Here is a 19,149-nt window from a genome sequence, read left to right as displayed (position 1 = left end):
CAGGCGCTGCTGCCACAAAGAAGACCCCGCCACAGTGCGGGGTCTTTTGTTTGCGCCGAGCCAGAGCGTGGAGAGAGCTCAGGGCTGTTGATAGCGGGTGTCGATCAGGGTGACGGGGGGGAAGGTCTTGCCCTGCTTGATGGCGGCTTTCGTCTCCGCTTTCAGCTGCTCGTCAATCCAGAGCAGGCCGCCGAAGCTGTAGCCCGAGTTGGCACCATCCAGGGGCCAGTAGAGCAGATCGCTCTGGGGAGTCGCCGGCGTCTTGGGCAGTTTTATCCAGCGCCAGGCGCCTGCCCGGGTATAGGGGACCTGATAGGCTGGGACGAAGCTGGCCAGCTCATAGAGCCGCTGCTGGATCTGCCGTGAGAGTTCGGCCTTCTTGCCGAAGTCGAAGGCCTTGTCATATTGCTCCACCAGGGCCGAGATGGCGTCGTCATCGAGGTTCATGATGTTGTTGGTCTGGGGCTTGTTGGCGTTGACCTTGTGGAAGTGCTCCCAGTAGGCGGGATAGCGGCCACTGCTCCAGGCCATCCAGGCGCTCTGGTGCTTCTTCTCCAGCATGGATTTGAAGCCGGCGGAGGCATCCATCAGGTTCGGCTCCAGATTGAGGCCCGCCTTCTTCGCCTCTTCCCGCAGCAGGGTCAGGCGCTGGGCATGCTCCGCCGTGGTGTAGGTGATGCTGAGGGAGAGGGGCTGGCCCTTGCCGTTTTGCAAGATGCCATCCGGCCCCGTCTTGGTGAAGCCCGCCTTGGCGAAGTAGTCCCGTGCGAGCCTGGGGTCGAAGGGGCGTGCCTTGATGTCGGTGTTGGTAAAGGCCCCCTGGCCCGAGCCGTAGCTGTTGAGGCGCTGGTAGTCCCCCTGCAACAGGGTGGCGATCATCTTGTCGAGGGCGAGGGCGTACTGGATGCCGAGCCGCACATTGATATCCTTGAGCAGCGGGTCTGCGGTGTTGAGGTAAAGCCCCATGGGGGACTGCGGGGTCTGGTTGTAGAACCAGACCCGCTCGATATAGCCCTTCTCGAACTCCGCTGTCTTGCTCTTGTCGTGCCACCAGTTGGGTATGACCAGCGGGAAGGTGTCGAGATCGCCGCGCAGGAAGTGCTGCCAGGCGATGTTCTGATCCCTGAGCACCTTGATCTCTATCCGGTCCGGGTTGAAGCGGTGCTGGAAATAGCGCTCCCCGTCACCCCACCAATCCTTGACCCGGTTGAAGGTGACCGACTTGCCCTTCTTCAGCTCGCCAATCTGGTAGGCGCCGGTGACCGGCAGCACCTTCCAGTTGTACTCCTTGACCCAGTTGGCCGTGAGCTGGATGGCATGGCTCGGCTCCGGGCTGAACGGCAGAGATTCCAGCAAATCCTCCCGGCTCTTCTCGGTGCCGCTGGTGATGGCGAGGGTGTGATCGTCGAACCTGGTGACCTCGCTTATCTGGGTGCTGTAGTAGTTGTTGTACCAGGGATCATTGATCTCCTTGCTGCGCATCATCTTGAGGGTAAAGAGCCAGTCATCGGCGGTGACGGGCTGGCCGTCCGACCAGCGCGCCTTGGGATTGAGGCGAAAATAGAGGGTCTTGTGGTCGGCGCCGAAGGCCCATGCGCTGGCCAGCATGGGAATGGGATTGCCGGTCACCGGATGGGTGGCGAGCAGGGGCAGATTGGTTTCGCGGACGTAACCGGCGAAGCCGCCGTTGGAGTCGGGCCCGTACTTGCGCAAGGTGAGCGGGAAGCTCGACATGAAGTCACGGAAGGTGCCGCCCCGTTTGGCCTCTGGATCGGCATAGACGGGGTCTGTGTCGTTGCTCTCCCACTTGAGATCCGCCGGCAGGGTGGCGCTCCAGCCGAAGGCGCTCCAGCAGAGGGGGAGCATCATGGCCGCGGCCCGCATGACACGGGGCAAAGCGGGGATGACCGAGGGTGAACTGTGCAGCATGTCCTTGCTCTCCTGATGGTTGGCGTCCTGCCGGGTCAAGCTGTGGGGCCCGTGAGGGCCTGTCTCATCATGGGAAGTTTCCCCATCGAGGTCAATGCTCGGCTTGTGCCTTGAACAACCTCATTTTTCCGCCCAGCAGATGGACCACGAAGCCGAGCAGCACCAGGCCGGATCCCAGCCACTGCAGGGACGTGGGGTGCTCATCGAGCAGCAGGGCGGCCGCCACCATGCCGACGCAGGGCACCAGCAGGGAGAGTGGCGCCACCTGGGCCACCGGATAGCGCATCAGCAGCCGCCCCCAGAGGCCGTAGCCAAGCCAGGTGGCGACCAGCGAGAGATAGAGCACGCACAAGAGCCCCTGCCAGCTGAAGTTGAGCAGGCTGGTGGCAATGACATCGGGCCCCTCGAACAACCAGGAGAGCGCGAAGAAGGGCAGTATGGGCACCAGGCCGCCCCAGGCGATAAGGCTCGGCAGCGCGGTCTGGTAACGCAGCCCAATCTGGCGATTGATGACGTTGCCAAGGCCCCAGCAGGCGGCGGCGCACAGGGTCAGCACGAAGCCGAGCAGGGTCAGGTTGCCTTCGCCATGGGTGGCGATGAGATAGAGACCGGCCCCCGCCAGCGGCAGCGCTACCCAGTGGTGAGGCTGCCAGCGCTCCCCCAGCCAGATCATGGCGAACAGCAGGGTGAACACCACCTGGGATTGCAGCACCAGGGAGGCCATGCCCGCCGGCATGCCGAACTTCATGGCGCAAAACAGGAAGGCGAACTGCCCCAGGCTGATGGCGCCGCCATAGGCCAGCAGCCAGCGCCAGGGCATGGCGGGCCTGGGCACCAGCAAGATGGCTGGGAAGACAACGCCGACGAAGCGCAGCGCCCCCAGCAGCAGCGGTGGTATGCCCTCCAGCCCCCATTTGATCGCCACGAAGTTGAGTCCCCAGCAGAGAATGACCAGGGCGGCCAGACACTTGTCCTTGGCTTGCATACAGCGTCCTTGTGTGAGAGGCAGGGCCATCAGATGGCGCCGGAAGGAAACGAGCATACCCTCGACAGGGTGGCTGGCGTCAAGTCGCAAGCGGGGGAGGGTGGGGCGGGTCCAGGCGGCGAGCCGCAATGACAGGTTCAGGCTGCAACGCAGTGCAGGGTGATCCCCTTGGCCGCGATAGCTGCCCGCATGGGGGCGGGCAGCGCATCGTCGGTGACCAGCACGCCGATCTGGCCCGGGGCACCCAGCTGGCTGGGGTGGATGGCGCCAAATTTGCTGCTGTCGGTGATGACCACATTGGTCACCCCCTTGGCCAGCACGCTGTTGACCACGTCGGCCCGCATCATGTCGCGGCCGGTAAAGCCCACCTCGGGGTGAAAACCGTCGACCCCGATGAAGGCCTTGGAGAAGTGCACCTGCTCGATACAGAGGCGCGTCAGCGGCCCCACCACGCTTTCGCTCTGATGCTGGAACAGGCCGCCGAGCAGCACCACCTGGGCCGGGGTGTCCTTGAGCAGATGGGCGATATAGCTGCTGATGGTGATGATGGTGACCCGCTTGTGCAGGGCAAGGTGGCGCGCCAGCATGGCGTTGGCGCTGCCCCCTTCGATAAAGACAGTCTCGCCATCTTCCACCAGCTGGGCGGCCCGCTCGGCGAGGCGCTCCTTGAGCAGGTAGTTGATGTTCATCCGGGCATCCGGGTCATCGGTCTCCAGCGCCATGGCCGAGCCGTGTACCCGTCTGAGCAGCCCCTGTTTCTCCAGCGCGGTGAGGTCGTTGCGCACCGTCACCTCTGACACCCCTGTGTGCCGTGACAGCTCGGCCACGCTCATCTTGCGGGCCTGATGGACCAGGGTGAGGATCAGTTGGTGGCGTGGATTCATGGTGCGCTCGCATGCAAGGTGGTGGATAGCGGCAAGCCACCCGTGGGGTGGCTTGCCAATCATATGACGTCACGGGCGCCATGGGACGCGCCCCGTCAGAGACTGTGCTCGGTGCGGGCGATGATATCATCTTGCGCATCCGGGGATAAGGCGGTGAAGAAGGCCGAATAGCCGGCCACCCGCACCACCAGATCCCGGTACTGATCCGGATTGGCCTTGGCCGCCAGCAGGGTTTCGCGCGAGACGATGTTGTACTGCACATGCCACCCCTTGTGCACCTCGAAGAAGGTGCGCAGCAGGCTCATCAGCTTGGTTTTGTCCCGCTCGTTCTCAAGGCTGGCCGGACTCAGCTTCTGGTTGAGCAGCACCCCGCCGAGGATGGCCGCCGTGGGCAGCTTGCCGATGGAGTTGAACACCGCCGTCGGGCCGAGACGATCCGACCCCGAGGAGGGGCTGGCCCCTTCCGCCAGCGGCGTGCGGGCACGGCGACCATCCGGGGTGGCCATGGTGGCGGCACCAAAGGGTACGTTGGCGGAGATGGAGGAGGTGCCGGCATAGTAGGTACCGCCGATGGGGCCGCGCCCGAAGCGGGTGTTGTGCAGCCCCTTGAGCTCGTCGATGTAGCTCTGGTAAGCCTGCACCAGCAGCATATCTACCTCGTCCAGATCGTTGCCATATTTGGGGGCTGCGTTGGTGAGGCGCTGACGTAGCTGCTCCCCCGCCAGCCCGGCAAAGTCTTGCTCCAGGGCGGCGGCCAGCTCGTGCTGATCCACCGCACCCTGTTCGAACACCAGTTTCTTCAGGGCAGCCAGACTGTTGCCCAAGTTGGCGATCCCCACCTGCAGACCGGAGACCCAGTCATAGACGGCGCCCCCCTCCTTGATGGTCTTGCCGCGCTCGATGCAGTCATCTACCAAAGTGCTGCAGAGGATGTCATGGGCCTGCGCCTCCAGCACGCTGTCGACCACGCAGTCGATTTCGATGGATTTGCGGGTGAAGTAGCGCACCTGCTCATCCCAGCGGGCCATCACCTCGTCAAAGTTGCCAAAGCTCCCGTCTCGCAGCGACTGGGGCTGGGGCAGGAAGACCTTGCCTGTGGTGGCATCGCGGCCGCCATCGAGGGAGGCCAGCAGGATGCGGGCAAAGTTGATAAAGCTCATGCCGGTGCAGCGGTAGCCCCACTTGCCGGGCACGGCGGTCTCGATGCAACCGATGGCGGCGTAGTGGTGGGCATCCTCCACGCTTACCCCGAGCTTGATGAACTCGGGGATCACCACCTCGTCGTTGTTGAAGGCGGGCATGCCAAAGCCGCAGCGGATCACCTGAATGCAGGCGTCGAGGAAATCCTCGCTCATCCCCGCGTGGTAGCGCACCGAGAGGTTGGGCTGGGTCGAGCGCAGCTGGCCGCAGGACTCCAGAATCGCGTAGGAGAGGCCGTTGACTGCGTCATGGGCCGCACCATCGCGCCAGTTCTGGCCACCGATGGTGACGTTCTGGTAGAGCGGGCTGCCAGCGGAGGCCTTGGAGTGGGTGCCGGATCGGATCTTGTTCACCTCCAGCAGTTTGAGCCAGCACCCTTGCAGCATCTCGATGGCGCGCGTCCGAGGCAGGGATTCCGACAGCTCCACCTCGCGGTGATACCAGGGGTAGAGGTACTGATCCATCCGGCCAAACGATACCGAGTGGCCGTTGGATTCGATCTGCAGAATGAGCTGGATAAAGTAGCAGAGCTGCAGCGCCTGCCAGAAGGTCTCGGGGGGCTGGTGGGCGATGTGGGCGCAGTTGAGCGCCATGGTCTCAAGCTCGCTTTGGCGCTCCGGGCGCGACTCCTGCACGGCCATCTCGCGGGCAAGGGTGGCGTAGCGCCCGATATGATCGCTGACCGCCTCCAGGGTGATGGCGACGGCGTGCAGGAACTGCTCGCGCTGCAGATCGGCCCAATCCGCCAGATCCAGCCGACTGCGCCGCTCGGCCACCTTGGCCTTGAAGCCATCGAGCCCTAGCGTGAGCAGCTCCTCGTAGTTGACCGCGAGGTGGGCATCCCCCGAGGTCATGTTGCCCTCGGCCTTGATGATGCCGCTCTCCAGCAGCGCTTTCTGCTCGTCGGTAAAGAGGCCGAAGCAGCGATCCTGCACCGTCTGGCCACGCCAGAAGGGGGTTAGGGCATGGATGATCGCCTTGTCGGTTTCGCTGACCGCAAAGCCGGCACCGGGTCTGTCTGCCAGCTCGTCTATTTCCTTCTCAATCCAGCTCACCGTGTATTCGGGAAACAGCGGCGCCGCCCGTACCTGACTGGCCTGATTGCCGACGATAAGCTCGTCGTGCTTGATCCAGATGGTGCGTTCCTTGAGGTGATGAGCCAGCGCCAGGGCGCGACGCACCGGCAGCGGGCGGGCGAGATGAGCCTGATAGGCCTCGGTGTAGTGGCGGGCTCGCTCGGTGCAGACCGGTGGCTGAACGATGTGGATCAGGCTCTCTTTGTGGGCGCGGATCCGCGGGCTGAGGGTATTGAGGTCGAGCTGGGTCATGATCTTATCCTCTGGTCACAGGGGTCAGCCCCTGACGTTGGGCGTATGCGTGGGCAAAGTGGAGTAAATCGGGGTCGTCGAGTGGTGTGTCCGGCGCCTGATAGGGCAGATCCAGCAGGGCATATTTGCCCACCCCCAGGGTGTGGTAGGGGAGGAAGTGGATCTCTTGCACAGTGCCGAGGCTGGCGGCGGTGTCGGTGATGGCTTCGATCGATTCGCGGTCGGCATTGAAGCCGGGAATGAGCGGCACCCGGATCTGCATCGGCACGCCGCGCTCGGCGAGGCGTTTGAGGTTCGCGATGGGCAGCTCCACCTTGCCGCGGGTCCAGTTAAAGAAACGCTCTTTATCCACGTGTTTGAGATCCGCCAGCACCAGATCCAGTGAGGGGAGGCTTGGCTCAATCTGGTGCCAGGGCACATGCAGGCAGCTCTCGACCGCGGTGTGCAGCCCTTGTGCCTTGCAGCGGGCCAGCAGGGCGGCGGCAAAGTCGGGCTGCATAAACGGCTCGCCACCGGAGAGGGTGACGCCACCGCCGCTGCGCTCGAAGAAGGGGCGATCCCGCAGTATGGTGTCCATCAGGGTATCCAGGGTTTCATCCCGACCGCACACCTGCAGCGCTTCGCTCGGGCAGAGACCGCGCAGCCGTTCCATATCTTCGGCCTTGAGGGCTGAACGGCTGAGCTGGATCCCCTCGCTGTCACGCAAGATTGCCGGACAGGTCTGGCTGCAGAGCTGGCATCCCTCAATGCATTGGCGCCGGTCGAATAAGATGTCCGGCTTGGGAGAGCGGCTCTCCGGGTTTTGACACCACAGACAGGCCAGCGAACACCCCTTGAGAAATACCAGGGTCCGAATGCCGGGGCCATCGTGAGTTGAATATCGTTGCAGGTCGAAAATCATACCGCCTCCTTTTGTTTTTTATTCTATTTGCTTTCATTCGAAGGTTGATTTGATTTCGATCAAGTAATTTGCAGATGTTTTATCGCTAGAATGGCGACATATTGAACATCCCGTTAAGGAGTTAGAGATGGAGCTGTATCTCGATACCGCCGATGTGGCGGCAGTGCGTCGCTGGTCACGGATCCTGCCGTTGGCCGGAGTCACCACCAACCCTTCCATTACTGCCGCCGGGGGATTGCCGCTCTGCGAGCTGCTGCCCGCCCTGCGCGACGTGCTGGGACCCAAGGCTCGACTGTTTGCCCAGGTGATGGCCAAAACCGAAACCGAGATGGTGCGCGAGGCATTTGCCCTGCGTGAGCTGGACCCGGATCTGGTGATCAAGATCCCGGTATGCGCAGAGGGGCTGGCGGCCATCAAGAGCCTGACCGCCAACGGTGTGCCGACCCTGGGTACCGCTGTCTATACCCCGTTGCAAGGCTGGCTGGCGGCGGTGGCGGGCGCAGAATATGTCGCTCCCTATGTGAACCGGCTGGATGCCCAGGGGGGCGATGGCATCGCCACCGTGCAGGAGCTGCAACAGCTGCTTGAGCTGCATGCACCGAACAGCAAAGTGCTGGCGGCGTCATTTCGCACTCCCCGTCAGGCCCTTGACTGCCTGCTGGCCGGTTGCCAGTCCATCACCTTGCCGCTCGATGTGGCGGAGCAGCTGCTGAACGTGCCTGCGGTGGATGCGGCGCTGGTGAAGTTTGATCAGGATTGGCAGCGCGCCTTCGGCCGCTGATTGCAGTGATAGAGGGGGGAGGGTGAAGAGGCGCGGGTGATGGGGATTGACCGACTAGACTTGAAAGAGGTGGCCACCTTCGCTGGCCGCCTTGCTGTCTACCGGAGGTATCCCATGAGCGACCATACCCTGCTGCCCCATGGTGAGGATCTGCGCCGTGCCGTACGCTGGCTCAGCGAACACCATGAACACGACATCCGGGCCATCGAAGAGGCCTGCGTCCGCTTCGATCTCTCCCCGCTGGATGAGGAGTTCCTCCTCCGCTATTGCCGCGAGCAGGCACCGGAGTCCCAGGTTCGCTAGACGAAGTTGGCCAGGTTGATGCCAAACTCCTTGGGATCGACCGTGCTCTCTATGCTCTCCTGCCCCCCGTTTCTGGCGAGATCCAGCCACTGCACCTCGAGGTAGTGGCGCTGGGTGGCGTGATAGATCACCTTGACCAGCGGCTTGAGCGGCTGCTGTTCGTTGCGCTGCATCACGACCGCCAGCCGCTGGTTGGAGAGCTGCACCAGGGTGCCCACCGGATAGACCCCCATGCACTTGATGAACTTGGTGACCAGCTCGGCATCAAAGTGCTGGTTGATGCCTTTGAGCAGGATGCGAAACGCCTGGGTCGGCTGCATCCCCTGCTTGTAGACCCTGTCTGCCGTCACCGCATCGTAGACATCGACGATGCCGCTCATGCGGGTGTAGAGGGAGAGCTGATCCCCCTTGAGCCGCTGCGGATAGCCGGTGCCATCGAGGCGCTCGTGGTGGTTGGCGGCCACCTCCAGCATGGTGGGGGTGATGCCGGCGGTATTGCTGAGGATGTCGTAGCTGTGCACCACGTGCTGGCGCATCACGCCAAACTCCTCGTCGGTCAGCTTGCCCGGCTTGTTGAGCACCTCGTCCGGGGTCATGATCTTGCCCACGTCGTGGAGCAGGCCGCCCAGGGTCAGCTCCTTGAGCACGCTGCGCTCAAGCCCGAGATAACGGCCGAAGTTGGCGAGCAGTATGGCCACGTTCATGGAGTGTTCCATCAGGTAGGCATCCTTGGCCCGGATCCGCGCCAGACAGAGCATGGCGTCGCCATGGGTGAACATGGTGTCCACCATCTCCTCGGCGACCGCCGCCAGCGGGGTGATGTCGATGGGTTCCCCGGCCTTGAGGTGGCGAATGAACTTGCCCTGCAGCTCGCGCGCCTCCTGATAGAGACGGCGGATCTTGAGCTCGCGCCCTTCGCCACTGCCTGCGGGACGCGCCGAGCCTGTGCTTTGGGCCGGGCTCGGGGAGACGACCTGCTCGATCCCGGGCAGTTTGCTGCGGGCGAGATCCACCCGCACCGTCAGCACGCCGCGCCGGATCAGCGCATCCACCTGCTGACGGTTGGTCACCAGCCCCGTCTGGGCGATTTCCATGGCGCCGGTCTGGCTGGCGATGGCTATCACGTACATGCCAGGTTGCAACTGGTTGACGGGGATGACGGGATGAGGCTGAGTCGGCTTCATGGTGGCTTCCTGGGATTATTATTATGCGTGTTGTCGGCGCTCTGTCGGCAGTCTATCACTGGCACATCATGGCGTCAGGCGCCATCTGTCTAACTTCTCCCTTAGTGCTGGCGTTGTGGGGGCCGGCCTATATAATGACGCCCCTTGATAACGTTGGATTCCGAGGTTTTGTGCATGCGGCTCGATAAATTTCTTTGCGATTGCTCCGATTTGACCCGTTCCCAGGCGGGCAAGCTGATCCGTCAAGGGGAGGTGATGGTGGACGGTATCCTGGTCAAGCAGCCCGCCTTCCACATCAATGAGCAGAGCCTGATCGAGTTTGATGGCGTGACCTTGACCCTGAATCAGCAGAATCGCTACTTCATGCTGCACAAGCCGGAAGGCTACGTCTGCTCCAACGAAGATCCCGATCACGCCACCGTGTTCCACCTGCTGGATGAGCCCGCCATGGGCAAGCTGCACGTGGTGGGCCGGCTCGATCTCGACACCACAGGCCTGGTGCTGATCACCGACGACGGCAAGTGGTCCCACCGCATCACCTCGCCGCGCCACGAGTGTGCCAAGACCTATCATGTCTGGCTGGCCGACCCCGTGAGCGAGGATGCCATCTCGCTGTTTGAAGATGGCGTCTACCTGCGCAACGAGACCGACAAGACCCGTCCCGCCCAGCTGGAGATCCTGGGGGAGTGCGAGGCCAGGCTGACCATTCACGAGGGCAAGTACCACCAGGTGAAGCGGATGTTTGCCGCCATCGGCAACAAGGTGATTGGGCTGCATCGGGAGCGGATCGGGGCGCTCGGCCTGGACGACGAGCTGGCACCGGGGGAATACCGGGAGCTGACTGCCGAGGAAGTGGCCCAGTTTTAATCACGCCATCCGACGGCGAAGGTTCGCAATGAGGTTACCGCGTCCGATTGCGCCGCGACGCGGCTAATCGAACCGACAGAAGCAATTGAATTTTGTAGGTTCGAATAGCGAAGCGTATTCGGACGATCCTGAGGATTGGGCGCAGGTTGGCGCTGAGCGAAGCCCAGCATCAACCCCCGACTGACCCCGCTCCCAGTACCAGGGCCGTGCCCAGGGTGGCCAGCAGGGCGCCGGCCCAGGCGGGCAGGGCAGGGCGCACCCCCGAGTGCCACCACAGCAGGGGCAGCAGTATGACCGGGGTGGTGGAGGAGAGGATGGCCACCATGCCCACGTCCCCCTGGCGCAGGGCCACCAGGATGAGCGTCATCCCCAGGGCCATCGCCAGGAAGCCGTTGATGCCTATCATGCCAAGCACCTGGCGATTGATGGGGTTGTGCGGCATGGCCAGGGGCACCCTCAGCACCCGCAGGGCACAGTGCGCCAGCAGGGCGCTCCCCATGCGGATGCCGGAGGCGCTCACCGCGTCCACGTTGCCAGCCATCATCACCGGCTTGGCGATGATAGCTCCCAGGCTCTGACACAGGGCCGCGGTCAGGCCGAGCGCGATGCCGACTCCGAGGTGGCCGCGCACCTGTTCCCACTCGTTGTGCTGTTGCGCCTGCTGCGGGTTGCCACGGCGGCCGAACAGGATGGCGAGCATGACCCCCGCCAGTACCAGCAAGGCCCCCACCAGACGCCAGCCACCGAGTTGTTCGCCAAACAGCCAGAGCCCGAGCAGGGCGGAGAAGAGCGCGTGGCAGGAGAACAGCAAGCCGCTGCGCCTGGGCCCCAGCCGGTTCATGCAGGCAAATAGCGCGGTGTCACCGACGAAGATGCCGATGAGCCCCGACAACGCCAGCAGTGGCAGGGCGCTCTGGGTGAGGCTCTGCCAGCCCCCCGTGACCAGGCTGGCGCTGGCCAGCATCAGGCTGACCAGAAACATCCGCCAGCGGCTGTAGGCAAAGGCCCCCAGATGGCGTGCCGGTTTGACGGAAATCAGGGCTGCGACGGCCCATAAACTGGCGGCAGCCAGCGCCAGCCACTCATACCCCATAAAGACCCCTGAACCGGTAGAAATCAGCCGGGCTGATGCCTGCATCGAGCGCCATGGCGGCCTGACTGACCTTCTTTCGAGGCGAGTCGAGGGGGCCGTCAGGCGGTCTTGCACGCCCGTGGCTGACAGTTGGGAAAAATCCCCTGAAAAAAATAGCCCGAAAGACTCCATCTGCCGGGCAAGCCCGATACAATACGGGGCGTCTTCGGGGATAACAAGCGCGGCATCATGCATTCGTTTTAAGGCGCGCCGCCGGCCTTCCCCCTTCTTGAAATAAAGTGAATTGAACGAGGTTGATCTCATGCTTTACCGTTTCGCCGCCCGGCCAGCCCGTCGCTGGCTCTCCCCCATGCTGCTCGGACTGATGCTGGCGCCGCCGTTGCAGGCGACCACAGTGGTGCAGCAGCCTGCGCTCTCTGACAGACAGACCCTGGTCAAGGGCAACGGCGCCGAACCCGAGTCCCTCGACCCTGCCCAGATCCGATCCGGTTTCCCGGGGGAGGTGGTGCTGGTGGACTTGTTCGAGGGGCTGGTCAGCGAGGATGGGCAGGGCAGGATAGTGCCGGCCCAGGCCCAGCGCTGGGAGACGCGCGAGGATGGCCTGGTGTGGCGCTTCTTCCTGCGTCCGCAGCTCAAGTGGTCCAACGGCGAGCCACTCACCGCGCGGGATTTCGTCTACGCCTGGCGGCGTCTGCTGAGCCCGGCGCAGGCCTCGCCCTCCGCCGGTCTCTTGCTGGCGACCGGCATTAACAACGCCCAGTCCATCTATGCCGGTGCCCTCGATCTTGATGCCCTGGGGGTGGAGGCCGAGAGCGATCAGATCCTCAAGGTGACCCTGGAGCGGCCCGTGCCCTACTTCCTGCAGCTCATCAGCCAGCGCCCCTTCGTGCCGGTCAACGAGCGAGCCATCACCCAGTTTGGCAAGCAGTGGACCCAGCCTGGCAAGCTGGTCAGCAACGGCCCCTACCGGCTGGTGAACTGGGTACCGAACGAGCGCATCGAAGCCGAGCGCAACCCCCAGTACTGGGATGATGCCCATACCCGGATCCAGCGGGTGACCTATCTGCCCCTGGCTTCCCAGCACGCGGAGCGGCTGCGCTACGAGGCGGGGGAGATCCAGCTCACCAACAAGGTGGCGCTGGAGTACTACCAGAAGACCATGGAAGAGACCCCGGAGCGGATCTGGGGCCTGCCGCTGCTGGGGACCTACCTCTATACCTTCAACCTGCGCCGCCCCGAACTGCAGGATGTGCGGGTGCGTCAGGCGCTCTCCATGGCCATGGATCGCCGCCTGCTGACCGAGAAGGTGAGCGGTCAGGGGGAGCGGCCAGCCTGGTCCCTGCTGCCCGGCATGCCGGATTACGAAGAGCTTGGTTCGGCGCTGGCCCTGGAGGACATGCCGACCCGTCTGGCCAGGGCTGCCGCCCTGCTGACGGAGGCGGGCTACAACAGTGCCCACCCCCTCAAGCTGACGCTGACCTACAACACCTCGGAGAATCACAAGAAGCTGGCCCTGGCGGTCGCGGCCATGTGGAAACCGCTGGGGGTGGAAGTCACCCTCAACAACATGGAGTGGAATGCCTATCAGGTGGCCAAGGACAGCGGCGACTTCATGCTGGCCCGCTCCTTCTTGTTTGGTGACTATGTCGAGCCCTCGTCCATGCTGGGCAGTTTCCGCTGTCAGGATCCCCAGAACGAGAGCGGCTATTGCAACCCAGCCTTCGACGGCCTGTTGCAACAGGCCGCTGACTCTCTGGATGGCGCCGCCCGAACCGGGCTCTACCGCAAGGCCGAGCAACTGCTGATGGAGGAGATGCCCGTCATCCCCGTCTATCACTACAACCAGATGAGGCTGGTGGACCCCGCCCTGCGCGGCCTGCCGAGCAGCAACCTGAAGGGGGCCATCGCCACCAAGGATCTCTACTTCAGCCAGCCATGAGGAGTGTGCGATGAAGATAGCCATCATTTCCGATCTGCACGGCAACCTGCCTGCCCTGGAGCAGGTGCTGGCGCAGCTCGCCCCCTGGCAGCCGGATCACTATCTGCTGCTGGGGGATCTGCTCAACCACGGCCCGCGCAATCCGGTGCCGGCGGGGTATGAGCCTGCCGCCGTGGCGGCGCGGCTCAACCAGCTGGCCTCCCGGATCATGGCGGTGCGGGGCAACTGCGATTCCGAGGTGGATCAGATGCTGCTGCACTTCCCCATCACGGCCCCCTACAACCAGTTGCTGGTGGACGGTCGGCGCTGGTTCGTCAGCCATGGTCATCTTTATGATCCCGAGGCGGTGCCCTTGCCGGCGGGCAGCCTCTTCATCAGCGGCCATACCCACCTGCCCGTATTGCAACGAGAAGCGCGGCAAGAAGGGGAGCTGGTGCTGGTGAACCCGGGATCCATCTGTTTTCCGAGGGGAGAATGGGCGGCCAGCTATGGCCGGTATGAGGATGGTGTCATGAGCATTCATGCCTGCCGCGACGGGACAAGGCTGATGGAACTGGTGCTCTGACGGCCGGGCATCAAGAGAAGGAAGAAGAGAGGATTAGGCCTTGATACCCAGGGAGCGGGTGCCGGAGCGGGTATTGCCCTTGGCGTCATAGGTCAGGGAGTTGCTGTCTCGCAACTTGCTGAGAAAGCTCGCCAGGCGGCGATTGGAGATGATGCTGAGCTCGAGCAGCCGACCGTTGAGGTTGTTCTGCTCCTGACAGGCTTCCAGCTTGGCTTGCAGGGCCTGCACCTGGGTCGGGAAGGCGCCGAGTTGTTGCTGCAGATCGGGCAGCTCGGCCAATGTCTTGTCCAGGGTCTCGATGGCCTCAAGCAGTTGCTGCTTGCGCTCGGCCAGCGCCGGCAAGGCCAGGGCCCGGTGTGCCTTGAGCAGATCAAACTCCTCTGCCAGCAAACCTTGCATCTGGGAGAGGTTGTCGTCCTGGGCGTGCAGCAGCGAAGGCAGTTCCATCATCCCAGTCGTTTGTCCAGATCCGCTTCGAAGCTGAACATCTTCCTGGCCACGGCTTCGCTGTTGACCTTGTATTCCCCACTGGCCACGGCCTTCTTCAGGCTTTCGACGCGGCTCTCGTTACCGGTGGAGGCGGTGTTGAGGGTCTTCTGCATCTGTTGCAATTGCTGCGCCTCACTGGTCAAGGAGACAGAGTCGGTCTTGACGGTCGCCGCACGATTGCTCTCGGCAGAGGTCGCGGACTTGGTGGCTACACCTTGACTGGTCCCACTGTTTTGCAACCGGCTGTTTGCCAAGTTGTTGATATTGTTGATAGCCATACGGTTTACCTTCGTCTGCTTTGCTGTTCGCTTACCTGTTTATCGGTGACGGCGGTCAGAACTTTAGAAAAAAATTGCTGCATTAATAAAACAGTCAGAATGTGACCACCACAGAGCCGACGGCACTCACCTGGCCCTGCACCGCTCTGCCCGAACGAATGTTGACGAGCCTGATCATGTCTCCGAAGCTGCCATCTTGCAAGGCTCGGGCCATGGTTTTGATCTGCATGCTGCTGTTTTCCGCACTCAGGGTGACCTGGTCCCCCTTGCAGACCACGCAGACCTGAGTCAGCCTGATTGGCTGGCCTGGCTTGAGTTCACGCTTGCTGCGCACCCCGATGAGGGCGGCGGGGTCGGTGAGATAGTCACCGCGGATCAGGGTCTGATCCTGGTAGGCCAGGGTCAGCATGGACTCGCTCAGTATGTCTCCCTTGGCCACGGGAGCCGCGACGGTCACATAGGGTTTCTGGATGCTGACCCGCACCGGGAGATAGAGATCCCAGGGTTTGTCTCCCTCGCACTTGAGGTAGACGGTGGTGTTGCGGCGTATCTCCATCTTGGCCGGGAGGGAGATAGTCAGCCCCTCTTCGCAGTGGTTCAGGGGGAGGCGCTCATCTATGGTACCGGCGGTCACCTCGGCCTGGGCATCGAGGGGGACATCCAGCTGGTCGAGGACGAATGTCTGTGCCTGCTCCTGCAGATAGTCGGTCACCTCGGATGCCATGGCGTGAGAGAGGCTGCAAAACGGCAGTAAGATGAGGAAAAGTCTATTAATCATTTTTGCTTACCGGTCGATAAGTTGTTCACGTACACCATCGCAGTTAACTATGCTTGCTGCAGATTTCGGTTGTCGAGACATCGATAGTCTGATGCAAGCCAATGTGCATGCACACACAACATGCACGATCAGTGCCAAGCGTTTTTTAGGGAGTGTTTATGGCGAGTATTCTGGACTCGGTCAACCAACGGACCCAGCTGGTGGGACAAAACCGGTTGGAGCTGCTGCTGTTTCGTCTCAACGGACGTCAAAGATTTGGCATCAACGTATTCAAGGTACGTGAGGTGCTGCAGTGCCCTCCCTTGACCGTCATGCCCAAGCTCAACTCCTGCATACGCGGTGTGGCGCACATTCGCGGCCAGACCATCTCGGTGATCGATCTCAGCATGGCGATGGGCAAGCGCCCCATCCAGGACATCTCCAAGTGCTTCATCATCATCTCCGAGTACAACAGATCCGTTCAGGGGTTCCTGGTCCATTCGGTCGAGCGCATCATCAACATGAACTGGGAGTCCATCCTGCCGCCCCCCAAGGGCGCCGGTCGCATCAACTACATGACGGCGGTGACCGAGGTGGATGGCGAGCTGGTGGAGATCCTGGACGTGGAGCGCATTCTCAACGAGATCTCGCCGGTCTCCACCGAGGTGAGTGCCGAGCTGGTGGAAGCCAGCGTGGAGCGCAACCCCCACGGCCGTCCTGTGCTGGTCGCCGACGACTCTTCGGTGGCGCGCAAGCAGGTACAGCGGGCGCTGGAGGCCATCGGGGTGCAGTGCGTGCTGGCCAAGGATGGACGGGAGGCCCTCAACATGTTGCTGGAGATGGCCAAGCAGGGCCCCATCCTCGATCAGATTGCCCTGGTCATCTCCGACATCGAGATGCCGGAGATGGATGGCTACACCTTCACCGCCGAGATCCGCAACAATCCCAACCTCAAGGATTTGCATGTTATCCTGCACACATCCCTCAGTGGGGTGTTCAATCAGGCCATGGTGCAGAAAGTTGGTGCGAACAACTTCATTGCCAAATTCCAGCCTGATGAGTTGGCCAAGGCCGTACAAGGCGCCCTCTAATAAAGAAGAACAACTGCATGAAGACACTTTCGGACGACTTATACAGGCAATTCAGCAATTTTCTGGCGCAGCAGAGCGGCATAGTGCTGGGTGACAACAAACAGTATCTGGTCAAGAGCCGTCTGTCGCCCTTGATGACTCAGTTTGGTATCGAGAGTCTGTCTGAACTGGTGACCCGGGCGATGAACGTGCGCGAGCGGGAGCTCAAGATGGCCGTGGTCGATGCCATGACCACCAATGAAACCCTGTGGTTTCGCGATACCTACCCGTTCCAGCTGCTGAGCGACAAGATCTTCCCCGAGCTCGGCAAGAGTGGTCGTCCCATCAAGATCTGGTCTGCGGCCTCCTCCTCCGGGCAGGAGCCTTACTCCATCGCCATGACGGCGCTGGAGCAGCAGGTCAAACGCCCCGGCACCTTGCCGGGCGGGGTGCAGATAGTGGGGACCGACATCTCCAGCACCATGCTCAACCAGTGCAAGGAAGGGGTCTATGACAGCCTGGCACTGGCTCGCGGCCTGTCACCCGAGCGCAAGCGGCTGTTCTTTGAGCCCTGCGGCGACAACAAGATGCGGGTATCGGAGCGTGTCAGAAAATTGACCAGCTTCCGGCCCCTGAACCTGCTGGAGAGCTACAGCCTGCTCGGCAAGTTTGACATCATCTTCTGTCGCAACGTGCTCATCTACTTTGCGCCAGAGGTGAAGTCCAAGATCCTCAACCAGTTTGCCAGCAGCCTCAATCCTGGCGGCTATCTGATGCTGGGGGCCTCGGAGTCCCTGGCGGGCCTCACCGACAAGTTCGAGATGATCCGCTGCAACCCCGGCATCGTCTACAAGGTCAAATAACTCCCCCCTCGTCCCTCTTTGGCACACCTCTTGCTAAACATTCGTGAAGCAGGAGGTGCGCTATGGCAATTTCATTCGACAAGGCATTCGGTGTTCACCAGTACACGCTGAGCGTTCGCGCCAAGCGTGCGGAGGTGCTATCGAGCAACATCGCCAACGCAGATACGCCGGGCTTCAAGGCCCGTGACATCAACTTCTCCCAGGCGTTGCAGGATGCCCAGAGCCAGCAAGGGTTCGGGCTGTCCACCACCAGCGAGAAGCATTTCGCCTTGCAGATGGATGCCCCCGGGTCGACCCAGTATCGCAACCCCCTGCAACCAGATACAGGTGACGGCAATACGGTGGATGTGCAGCAGGAGCGCAGCGAGTTCCTGCGCAACAGCCTCGAGTACCAGGCCTCCCTCGAATTCATGAATGGCAAGATAAGCGGCCTGCTCAAGGCGTTGAAAGGAGATCAGTAATGAGTTTGTTCAAGGTCTTTGACATTGCAGGCTCTGCCATGAGCGCGCAGTCCGTCCGCCTCAATACGGTGGCCAGCAACATGGCCAACGCCGACAGCGTCAGCTCCAGCGTGGAAAAAACTTACCATGCCAGGCGGCCAGTCTTTGCCGCCCAGCTGGATCAGGCCATGTCGGACAAGCAGGCCTCGGTGGGGGTGGATGTGAAGGGCATAGTCGAGAGCGATGCGCCGCTGCTCAAGGAGTACAACCCCAACCACCCCATGGCGGACAAGGATGGCTTCATCTTCAAGCCCAACGTCAACATGGTGGAGGAGATGGCGGACATGATAGCGGCGTCGCGCAGTTACCAGACCAACGTCCAGGTGGCGGATGCGGCGAAGAAGATGCTGCAGCAGACGCTCGGCCTCGGCAAGTCCTGATAGAGGTGAACCCGGATGACAGTGATCAGTGACGGCCTGCATGGCCGCGACCATGGGTTCGACCCGTACGGCGCCCGGCAAACCCGGACAGAGGGGGAATCCTAAGTGGCAGATACCTATGACAGCCTGCTGGGGGTCAACCGGACGTCGTCCGCCCAGACCAATACCACCAACACCACGACCCAGAAGAAGGAGCTGGACCAGGAGTCCTTCCTGAAGCTGCTGACTATGCAGCTCTCCTACCAGGATCCGTTCAAGCCGGTGGACAACGCCCAGATGCTCTCCCAGATGACCTCGATGTCGACGTCCCAGGGGATCAGCAGCCTCTCCACCCAGATGGAGAGCCTCAACAGCCTGATGACCTCCAGCCAGGCGCTGCAGGCCTCGGCCCTGGTGGGCCAGAACGTGCTCATTCCCTCCAACACCGGTTATCTGGAGAAGGGGAGCACCCTCTCCGGCGTCATCGCCACCGGGGACGGTGGCAGCAACGTCAAGGTGACGGTGAAGGACGAAAGCGGTCAGGTGATCAAGGAGTTCTCCATCGAAGGGGATCAGAAGGGGAACGTGGCCTTCGAGTGGGATGGCAAGGACAAGTCGGGCAATGCCGCCAAGAGCGGGAAGTATTCGATAGAGGCGCACGCCACCGTCAATGGCAAGTCCGAGAGCGTGCCGGCCCTCACCTATGCCAAGGTGGAGAGCGTCACGCTGGGTACCAGTACCAACCCCAGCACCCTCAAGCTCAAGGGACTGGGTGGCATCTATCTGACCGATGTATTGGAAATTGGCGGGACGAGCGGCAAGTCGACCACGACGCCGACCTCGACCTCTAACGCAGTGATCTAAGGAGAAAGAC

General features: G+C 62.2%; 20 protein-coding genes. 10 read left to right on the top strand and 10 right to left on the bottom strand.

Annotation, left to right across the window (positions count from 1 at the left end):
- Window positions 1–78: 78 nt before the first annotated feature.
- The 5 genes from AC3WR3_RS03955 to AC3WR3_RS03935 form a co-directional block, all read right to left on the bottom strand.
- Window positions 79–1,884, bottom strand: coding sequence for an extracellular solute-binding protein (locus AC3WR3_RS03955; protein WP_492291362.1), 1,806 nt, complete (start codon window positions 1,882–1,884; stop codon window positions 79–81).
- A 136-nt stretch (window positions 1,885–2,020) separates the two neighbouring features.
- Window positions 2,021–2,914, bottom strand: a complete 894-nt coding sequence (locus AC3WR3_RS03950; protein ID WP_139434844.1) for an EamA family transporter — start codon at window positions 2,912–2,914, stop codon at window positions 2,021–2,023.
- Window positions 2,915–3,051: 137 nt separating this feature from the next.
- The gene (locus AC3WR3_RS03945) at window positions 3,052–3,798 is read right to left on the bottom strand and encodes a DeoR/GlpR family DNA-binding transcription regulator (protein WP_139434846.1); all 747 of its coding nucleotides are present in this window, start codon (window positions 3,796–3,798) and stop codon (window positions 3,052–3,054) included.
- A gap of 95 nt (window positions 3,799–3,893) precedes the next feature.
- Complete coding sequence (locus AC3WR3_RS03940) at window positions 3,894–6,326, bottom strand: formate C-acetyltransferase/glycerol dehydratase family glycyl radical enzyme (RefSeq protein ID WP_492291221.1); 2,433 nt, start codon at window positions 6,324–6,326, stop codon at window positions 3,894–3,896.
- A 4-nt stretch (window positions 6,327–6,330) separates the two neighbouring features.
- Window positions 6,331–7,227: a glycyl-radical enzyme activating protein gene (locus AC3WR3_RS03935; RefSeq protein ID WP_342059943.1), complete on the bottom strand. Its 897-nt coding sequence runs from the start codon at window positions 7,225–7,227 to the stop codon at window positions 6,331–6,333.
- A gap of 127 nt (window positions 7,228–7,354) precedes the next feature.
- Here AC3WR3_RS03935 and fsa point away from each other — a divergent pair, with 127 nt between their 5' ends.
- Both fsa and AC3WR3_RS03925 read left to right on the top strand, forming a co-directional pair.
- Window positions 7,355–8,008, top strand: coding sequence for a fructose-6-phosphate aldolase (gene fsa, locus AC3WR3_RS03930; protein WP_201994331.1), 654 nt, complete (start codon window positions 7,355–7,357; stop codon window positions 8,006–8,008).
- Between the two features lie 114 nt (window positions 8,009–8,122).
- The gene (locus tag AC3WR3_RS03925; RefSeq protein ID WP_139434855.1) at window positions 8,123–8,311 is read left to right on the top strand and encodes a hypothetical protein; all 189 of its coding nucleotides are present in this window, start codon (window positions 8,123–8,125) and stop codon (window positions 8,309–8,311) included.
- Here AC3WR3_RS03925 and AC3WR3_RS03920 read toward each other — a convergent pair.
- A complete protein-coding gene (locus tag AC3WR3_RS03920; RefSeq protein ID WP_492291220.1) occupies window positions 8,308–9,495 on the bottom strand; it encodes an HD-GYP domain-containing protein in 1,188 nt (395 codons plus the stop codon). The genes AC3WR3_RS03925 and AC3WR3_RS03920 overlap by 4 nt on opposite strands.
- Before the next feature lie 174 nt (window positions 9,496–9,669).
- Between AC3WR3_RS03920 and rsuA the strand changes: the two genes are divergently transcribed.
- Window positions 9,670–10,362, top strand: coding sequence for a 16S rRNA pseudouridine(516) synthase RsuA (gene rsuA / locus AC3WR3_RS03915; RefSeq protein ID WP_106886353.1), 693 nt, complete (start codon window positions 9,670–9,672; stop codon window positions 10,360–10,362).
- A gap of 169 nt (window positions 10,363–10,531) precedes the next feature.
- Here the strand turns inward: rsuA and AC3WR3_RS03910 are convergent, their stop codons facing one another.
- Complete coding sequence (locus AC3WR3_RS03910) at window positions 10,532–11,455, bottom strand: DMT family transporter (RefSeq protein ID WP_202046134.1); 924 nt, start codon at window positions 11,453–11,455, stop codon at window positions 10,532–10,534.
- 301 nt (window positions 11,456–11,756) lie between these two features.
- Here AC3WR3_RS03910 and AC3WR3_RS03905 point away from each other — a divergent pair, with 301 nt between their 5' ends.
- Complete coding sequence (locus AC3WR3_RS03905; RefSeq protein ID WP_139434861.1) at window positions 11,757–13,394, top strand: peptide ABC transporter substrate-binding protein; 1,638 nt, start codon at window positions 11,757–11,759, stop codon at window positions 13,392–13,394.
- A gap of 10 nt (window positions 13,395–13,404) precedes the next feature.
- Window positions 13,405–13,959 (top strand): phosphodiesterase, encoded by a 555-nt coding sequence (gene yfcE, locus AC3WR3_RS03900; protein ID WP_492291219.1) that lies wholly within the window; start codon window positions 13,405–13,407, stop codon window positions 13,957–13,959.
- 33 nt (window positions 13,960–13,992) lie between these two features.
- Here yfcE and AC3WR3_RS03895 read toward each other — a convergent pair whose 3' ends face one another.
- From AC3WR3_RS03895 to flgA, 3 genes are all read right to left on the bottom strand, one after another.
- Window positions 13,993–14,409 carry a flagella synthesis protein FlgN gene (locus AC3WR3_RS03895; protein ID WP_265436682.1) on the bottom strand — a complete coding sequence of 139 codons (417 nt, stop codon included), beginning with the start codon at window positions 14,407–14,409 and terminating at the stop codon, window positions 13,993–13,995.
- Entirely contained in the window at window positions 14,406–14,726 is a 321-nt protein-coding gene (gene flgM / locus AC3WR3_RS03890) for a flagellar biosynthesis anti-sigma factor FlgM (RefSeq protein ID WP_025327542.1), read from the bottom strand. The genes AC3WR3_RS03895 and flgM overlap by 4 nt, the downstream gene beginning before the upstream one ends.
- Window positions 14,727–14,820: 94 nt before the next feature.
- On the bottom strand, window positions 14,821–15,426 hold the full coding sequence (gene flgA / locus AC3WR3_RS03885) for a flagellar basal body P-ring formation chaperone FlgA (protein WP_310650727.1): 606 nt from the start codon (window positions 15,424–15,426) through the stop codon (window positions 14,821–14,823).
- Between the two features lie 236 nt (window positions 15,427–15,662).
- Here flgA and AC3WR3_RS03880 point away from each other — a divergent pair, with 236 nt between their 5' ends.
- The 5 genes from AC3WR3_RS03880 to AC3WR3_RS03860 all read left to right on the top strand — a co-directional run bounded on the left by AC3WR3_RS03880 (window position 15,663) and on the right by AC3WR3_RS03860 (window position 19,139).
- Window positions 15,663–16,574, top strand: a complete 912-nt coding sequence (locus AC3WR3_RS03880; protein WP_025327540.1) for a chemotaxis protein CheV — start codon at window positions 15,663–15,665, stop codon at window positions 16,572–16,574.
- A gap of 17 nt (window positions 16,575–16,591) precedes the next feature.
- Entirely contained in the window at window positions 16,592–17,416 is an 825-nt protein-coding gene (locus AC3WR3_RS03875) for a CheR family methyltransferase (protein WP_005329773.1), read from the top strand.
- A gap of 62 nt (window positions 17,417–17,478) precedes the next feature.
- Window positions 17,479–17,877, top strand: a complete 399-nt coding sequence (gene flgB, locus AC3WR3_RS03870; protein ID WP_005329774.1) for a flagellar basal body rod protein FlgB — start codon at window positions 17,479–17,481, stop codon at window positions 17,875–17,877.
- Entirely contained in the window at window positions 17,877–18,296 is a 420-nt protein-coding gene (gene flgC / locus AC3WR3_RS03865) for a flagellar basal body rod protein FlgC (protein WP_005329775.1), read from the top strand. The genes flgB and flgC overlap by 1 nt, the downstream gene beginning before the upstream one ends.
- Before the next feature lie 105 nt (window positions 18,297–18,401).
- Window positions 18,402–19,139: a flagellar hook assembly protein FlgD gene (locus AC3WR3_RS03860; protein ID WP_492291218.1), complete on the top strand. Its 738-nt coding sequence runs from the start codon at window positions 18,402–18,404 to the stop codon at window positions 19,137–19,139.
- Window positions 19,140–19,149: the final 10 nt, after the last annotated feature.

This window comes from Aeromonas sp. EU05-FHT14A05 (assembly GCF_058791175.1).
Note: the sequence above shows the minus strand (reverse complement) of the source record. Positions and strands in the feature narration are given on the sequence as shown.

Excerpts from the sequence above, each read along its gene's own strand:
- AC3WR3_RS03955 (WP_492291362.1), bottom strand. The coding sequence starts at position 1,884 with ATGCGGGCCGCGGCCATGATGCTCCCCCTCTGCTGGAGCGCCTTCGGC.
- AC3WR3_RS03950 (WP_139434844.1), bottom strand. The coding sequence starts at position 2,914 with ATGCAAGCCAAGGACAAGTGTCTGGCCGCCCTGGTCATTCTCTGCTGG.
- AC3WR3_RS03945 (WP_139434846.1), bottom strand. The coding sequence starts at position 3,798 with ATGAATCCACGCCACCAACTGATCCTCACCCTGGTCCATCAGGCCCGC.
- AC3WR3_RS03940 (WP_492291221.1), bottom strand. The coding sequence starts at position 6,326 with ATGACCCAGCTCGACCTCAATACCCTCAGCCCGCGGATCCGCGCCCAC.
- AC3WR3_RS03935 (WP_342059943.1), bottom strand. The coding sequence starts at position 7,227 with ATGATTTTCGACCTGCAACGATATTCAACTCACGATGGCCCCGGCATT.
- fsa (WP_201994331.1), top strand. The coding sequence starts at position 7,355 with ATGGAGCTGTATCTCGATACCGCCGATGTGGCGGCAGTGCGTCGCTGG.
- AC3WR3_RS03925 (WP_139434855.1), top strand. The coding sequence starts at position 8,123 with ATGAGCGACCATACCCTGCTGCCCCATGGTGAGGATCTGCGCCGTGCC.
- AC3WR3_RS03920 (WP_492291220.1), bottom strand. The coding sequence starts at position 9,495 with ATGAAGCCGACTCAGCCTCATCCCGTCATCCCCGTCAACCAGTTGCAA.
- rsuA (WP_106886353.1), top strand. The coding sequence starts at position 9,670 with ATGCGGCTCGATAAATTTCTTTGCGATTGCTCCGATTTGACCCGTTCC.
- AC3WR3_RS03910 (WP_202046134.1), bottom strand. The coding sequence starts at position 11,455 with ATGGGGTATGAGTGGCTGGCGCTGGCTGCCGCCAGTTTATGGGCCGTC.
- AC3WR3_RS03905 (WP_139434861.1), top strand. The coding sequence starts at position 11,757 with ATGCTTTACCGTTTCGCCGCCCGGCCAGCCCGTCGCTGGCTCTCCCCC.
- yfcE (WP_492291219.1), top strand. The coding sequence starts at position 13,405 with ATGAAGATAGCCATCATTTCCGATCTGCACGGCAACCTGCCTGCCCTG.
- AC3WR3_RS03895 (WP_265436682.1), bottom strand. The coding sequence starts at position 14,409 with ATGATGGAACTGCCTTCGCTGCTGCACGCCCAGGACGACAACCTCTCC.
- flgM (WP_025327542.1), bottom strand. The coding sequence starts at position 14,726 with ATGGCTATCAACAATATCAACAACTTGGCAAACAGCCGGTTGCAAAAC.
- AC3WR3_RS03880 (WP_025327540.1), top strand. The coding sequence starts at position 15,663 with ATGGCGAGTATTCTGGACTCGGTCAACCAACGGACCCAGCTGGTGGGA.
- AC3WR3_RS03875 (WP_005329773.1), top strand. The coding sequence starts at position 16,592 with ATGAAGACACTTTCGGACGACTTATACAGGCAATTCAGCAATTTTCTG.
- flgB (WP_005329774.1), top strand. The coding sequence starts at position 17,479 with ATGGCAATTTCATTCGACAAGGCATTCGGTGTTCACCAGTACACGCTG.
- flgC (WP_005329775.1), top strand. The coding sequence starts at position 17,877 with ATGAGTTTGTTCAAGGTCTTTGACATTGCAGGCTCTGCCATGAGCGCG.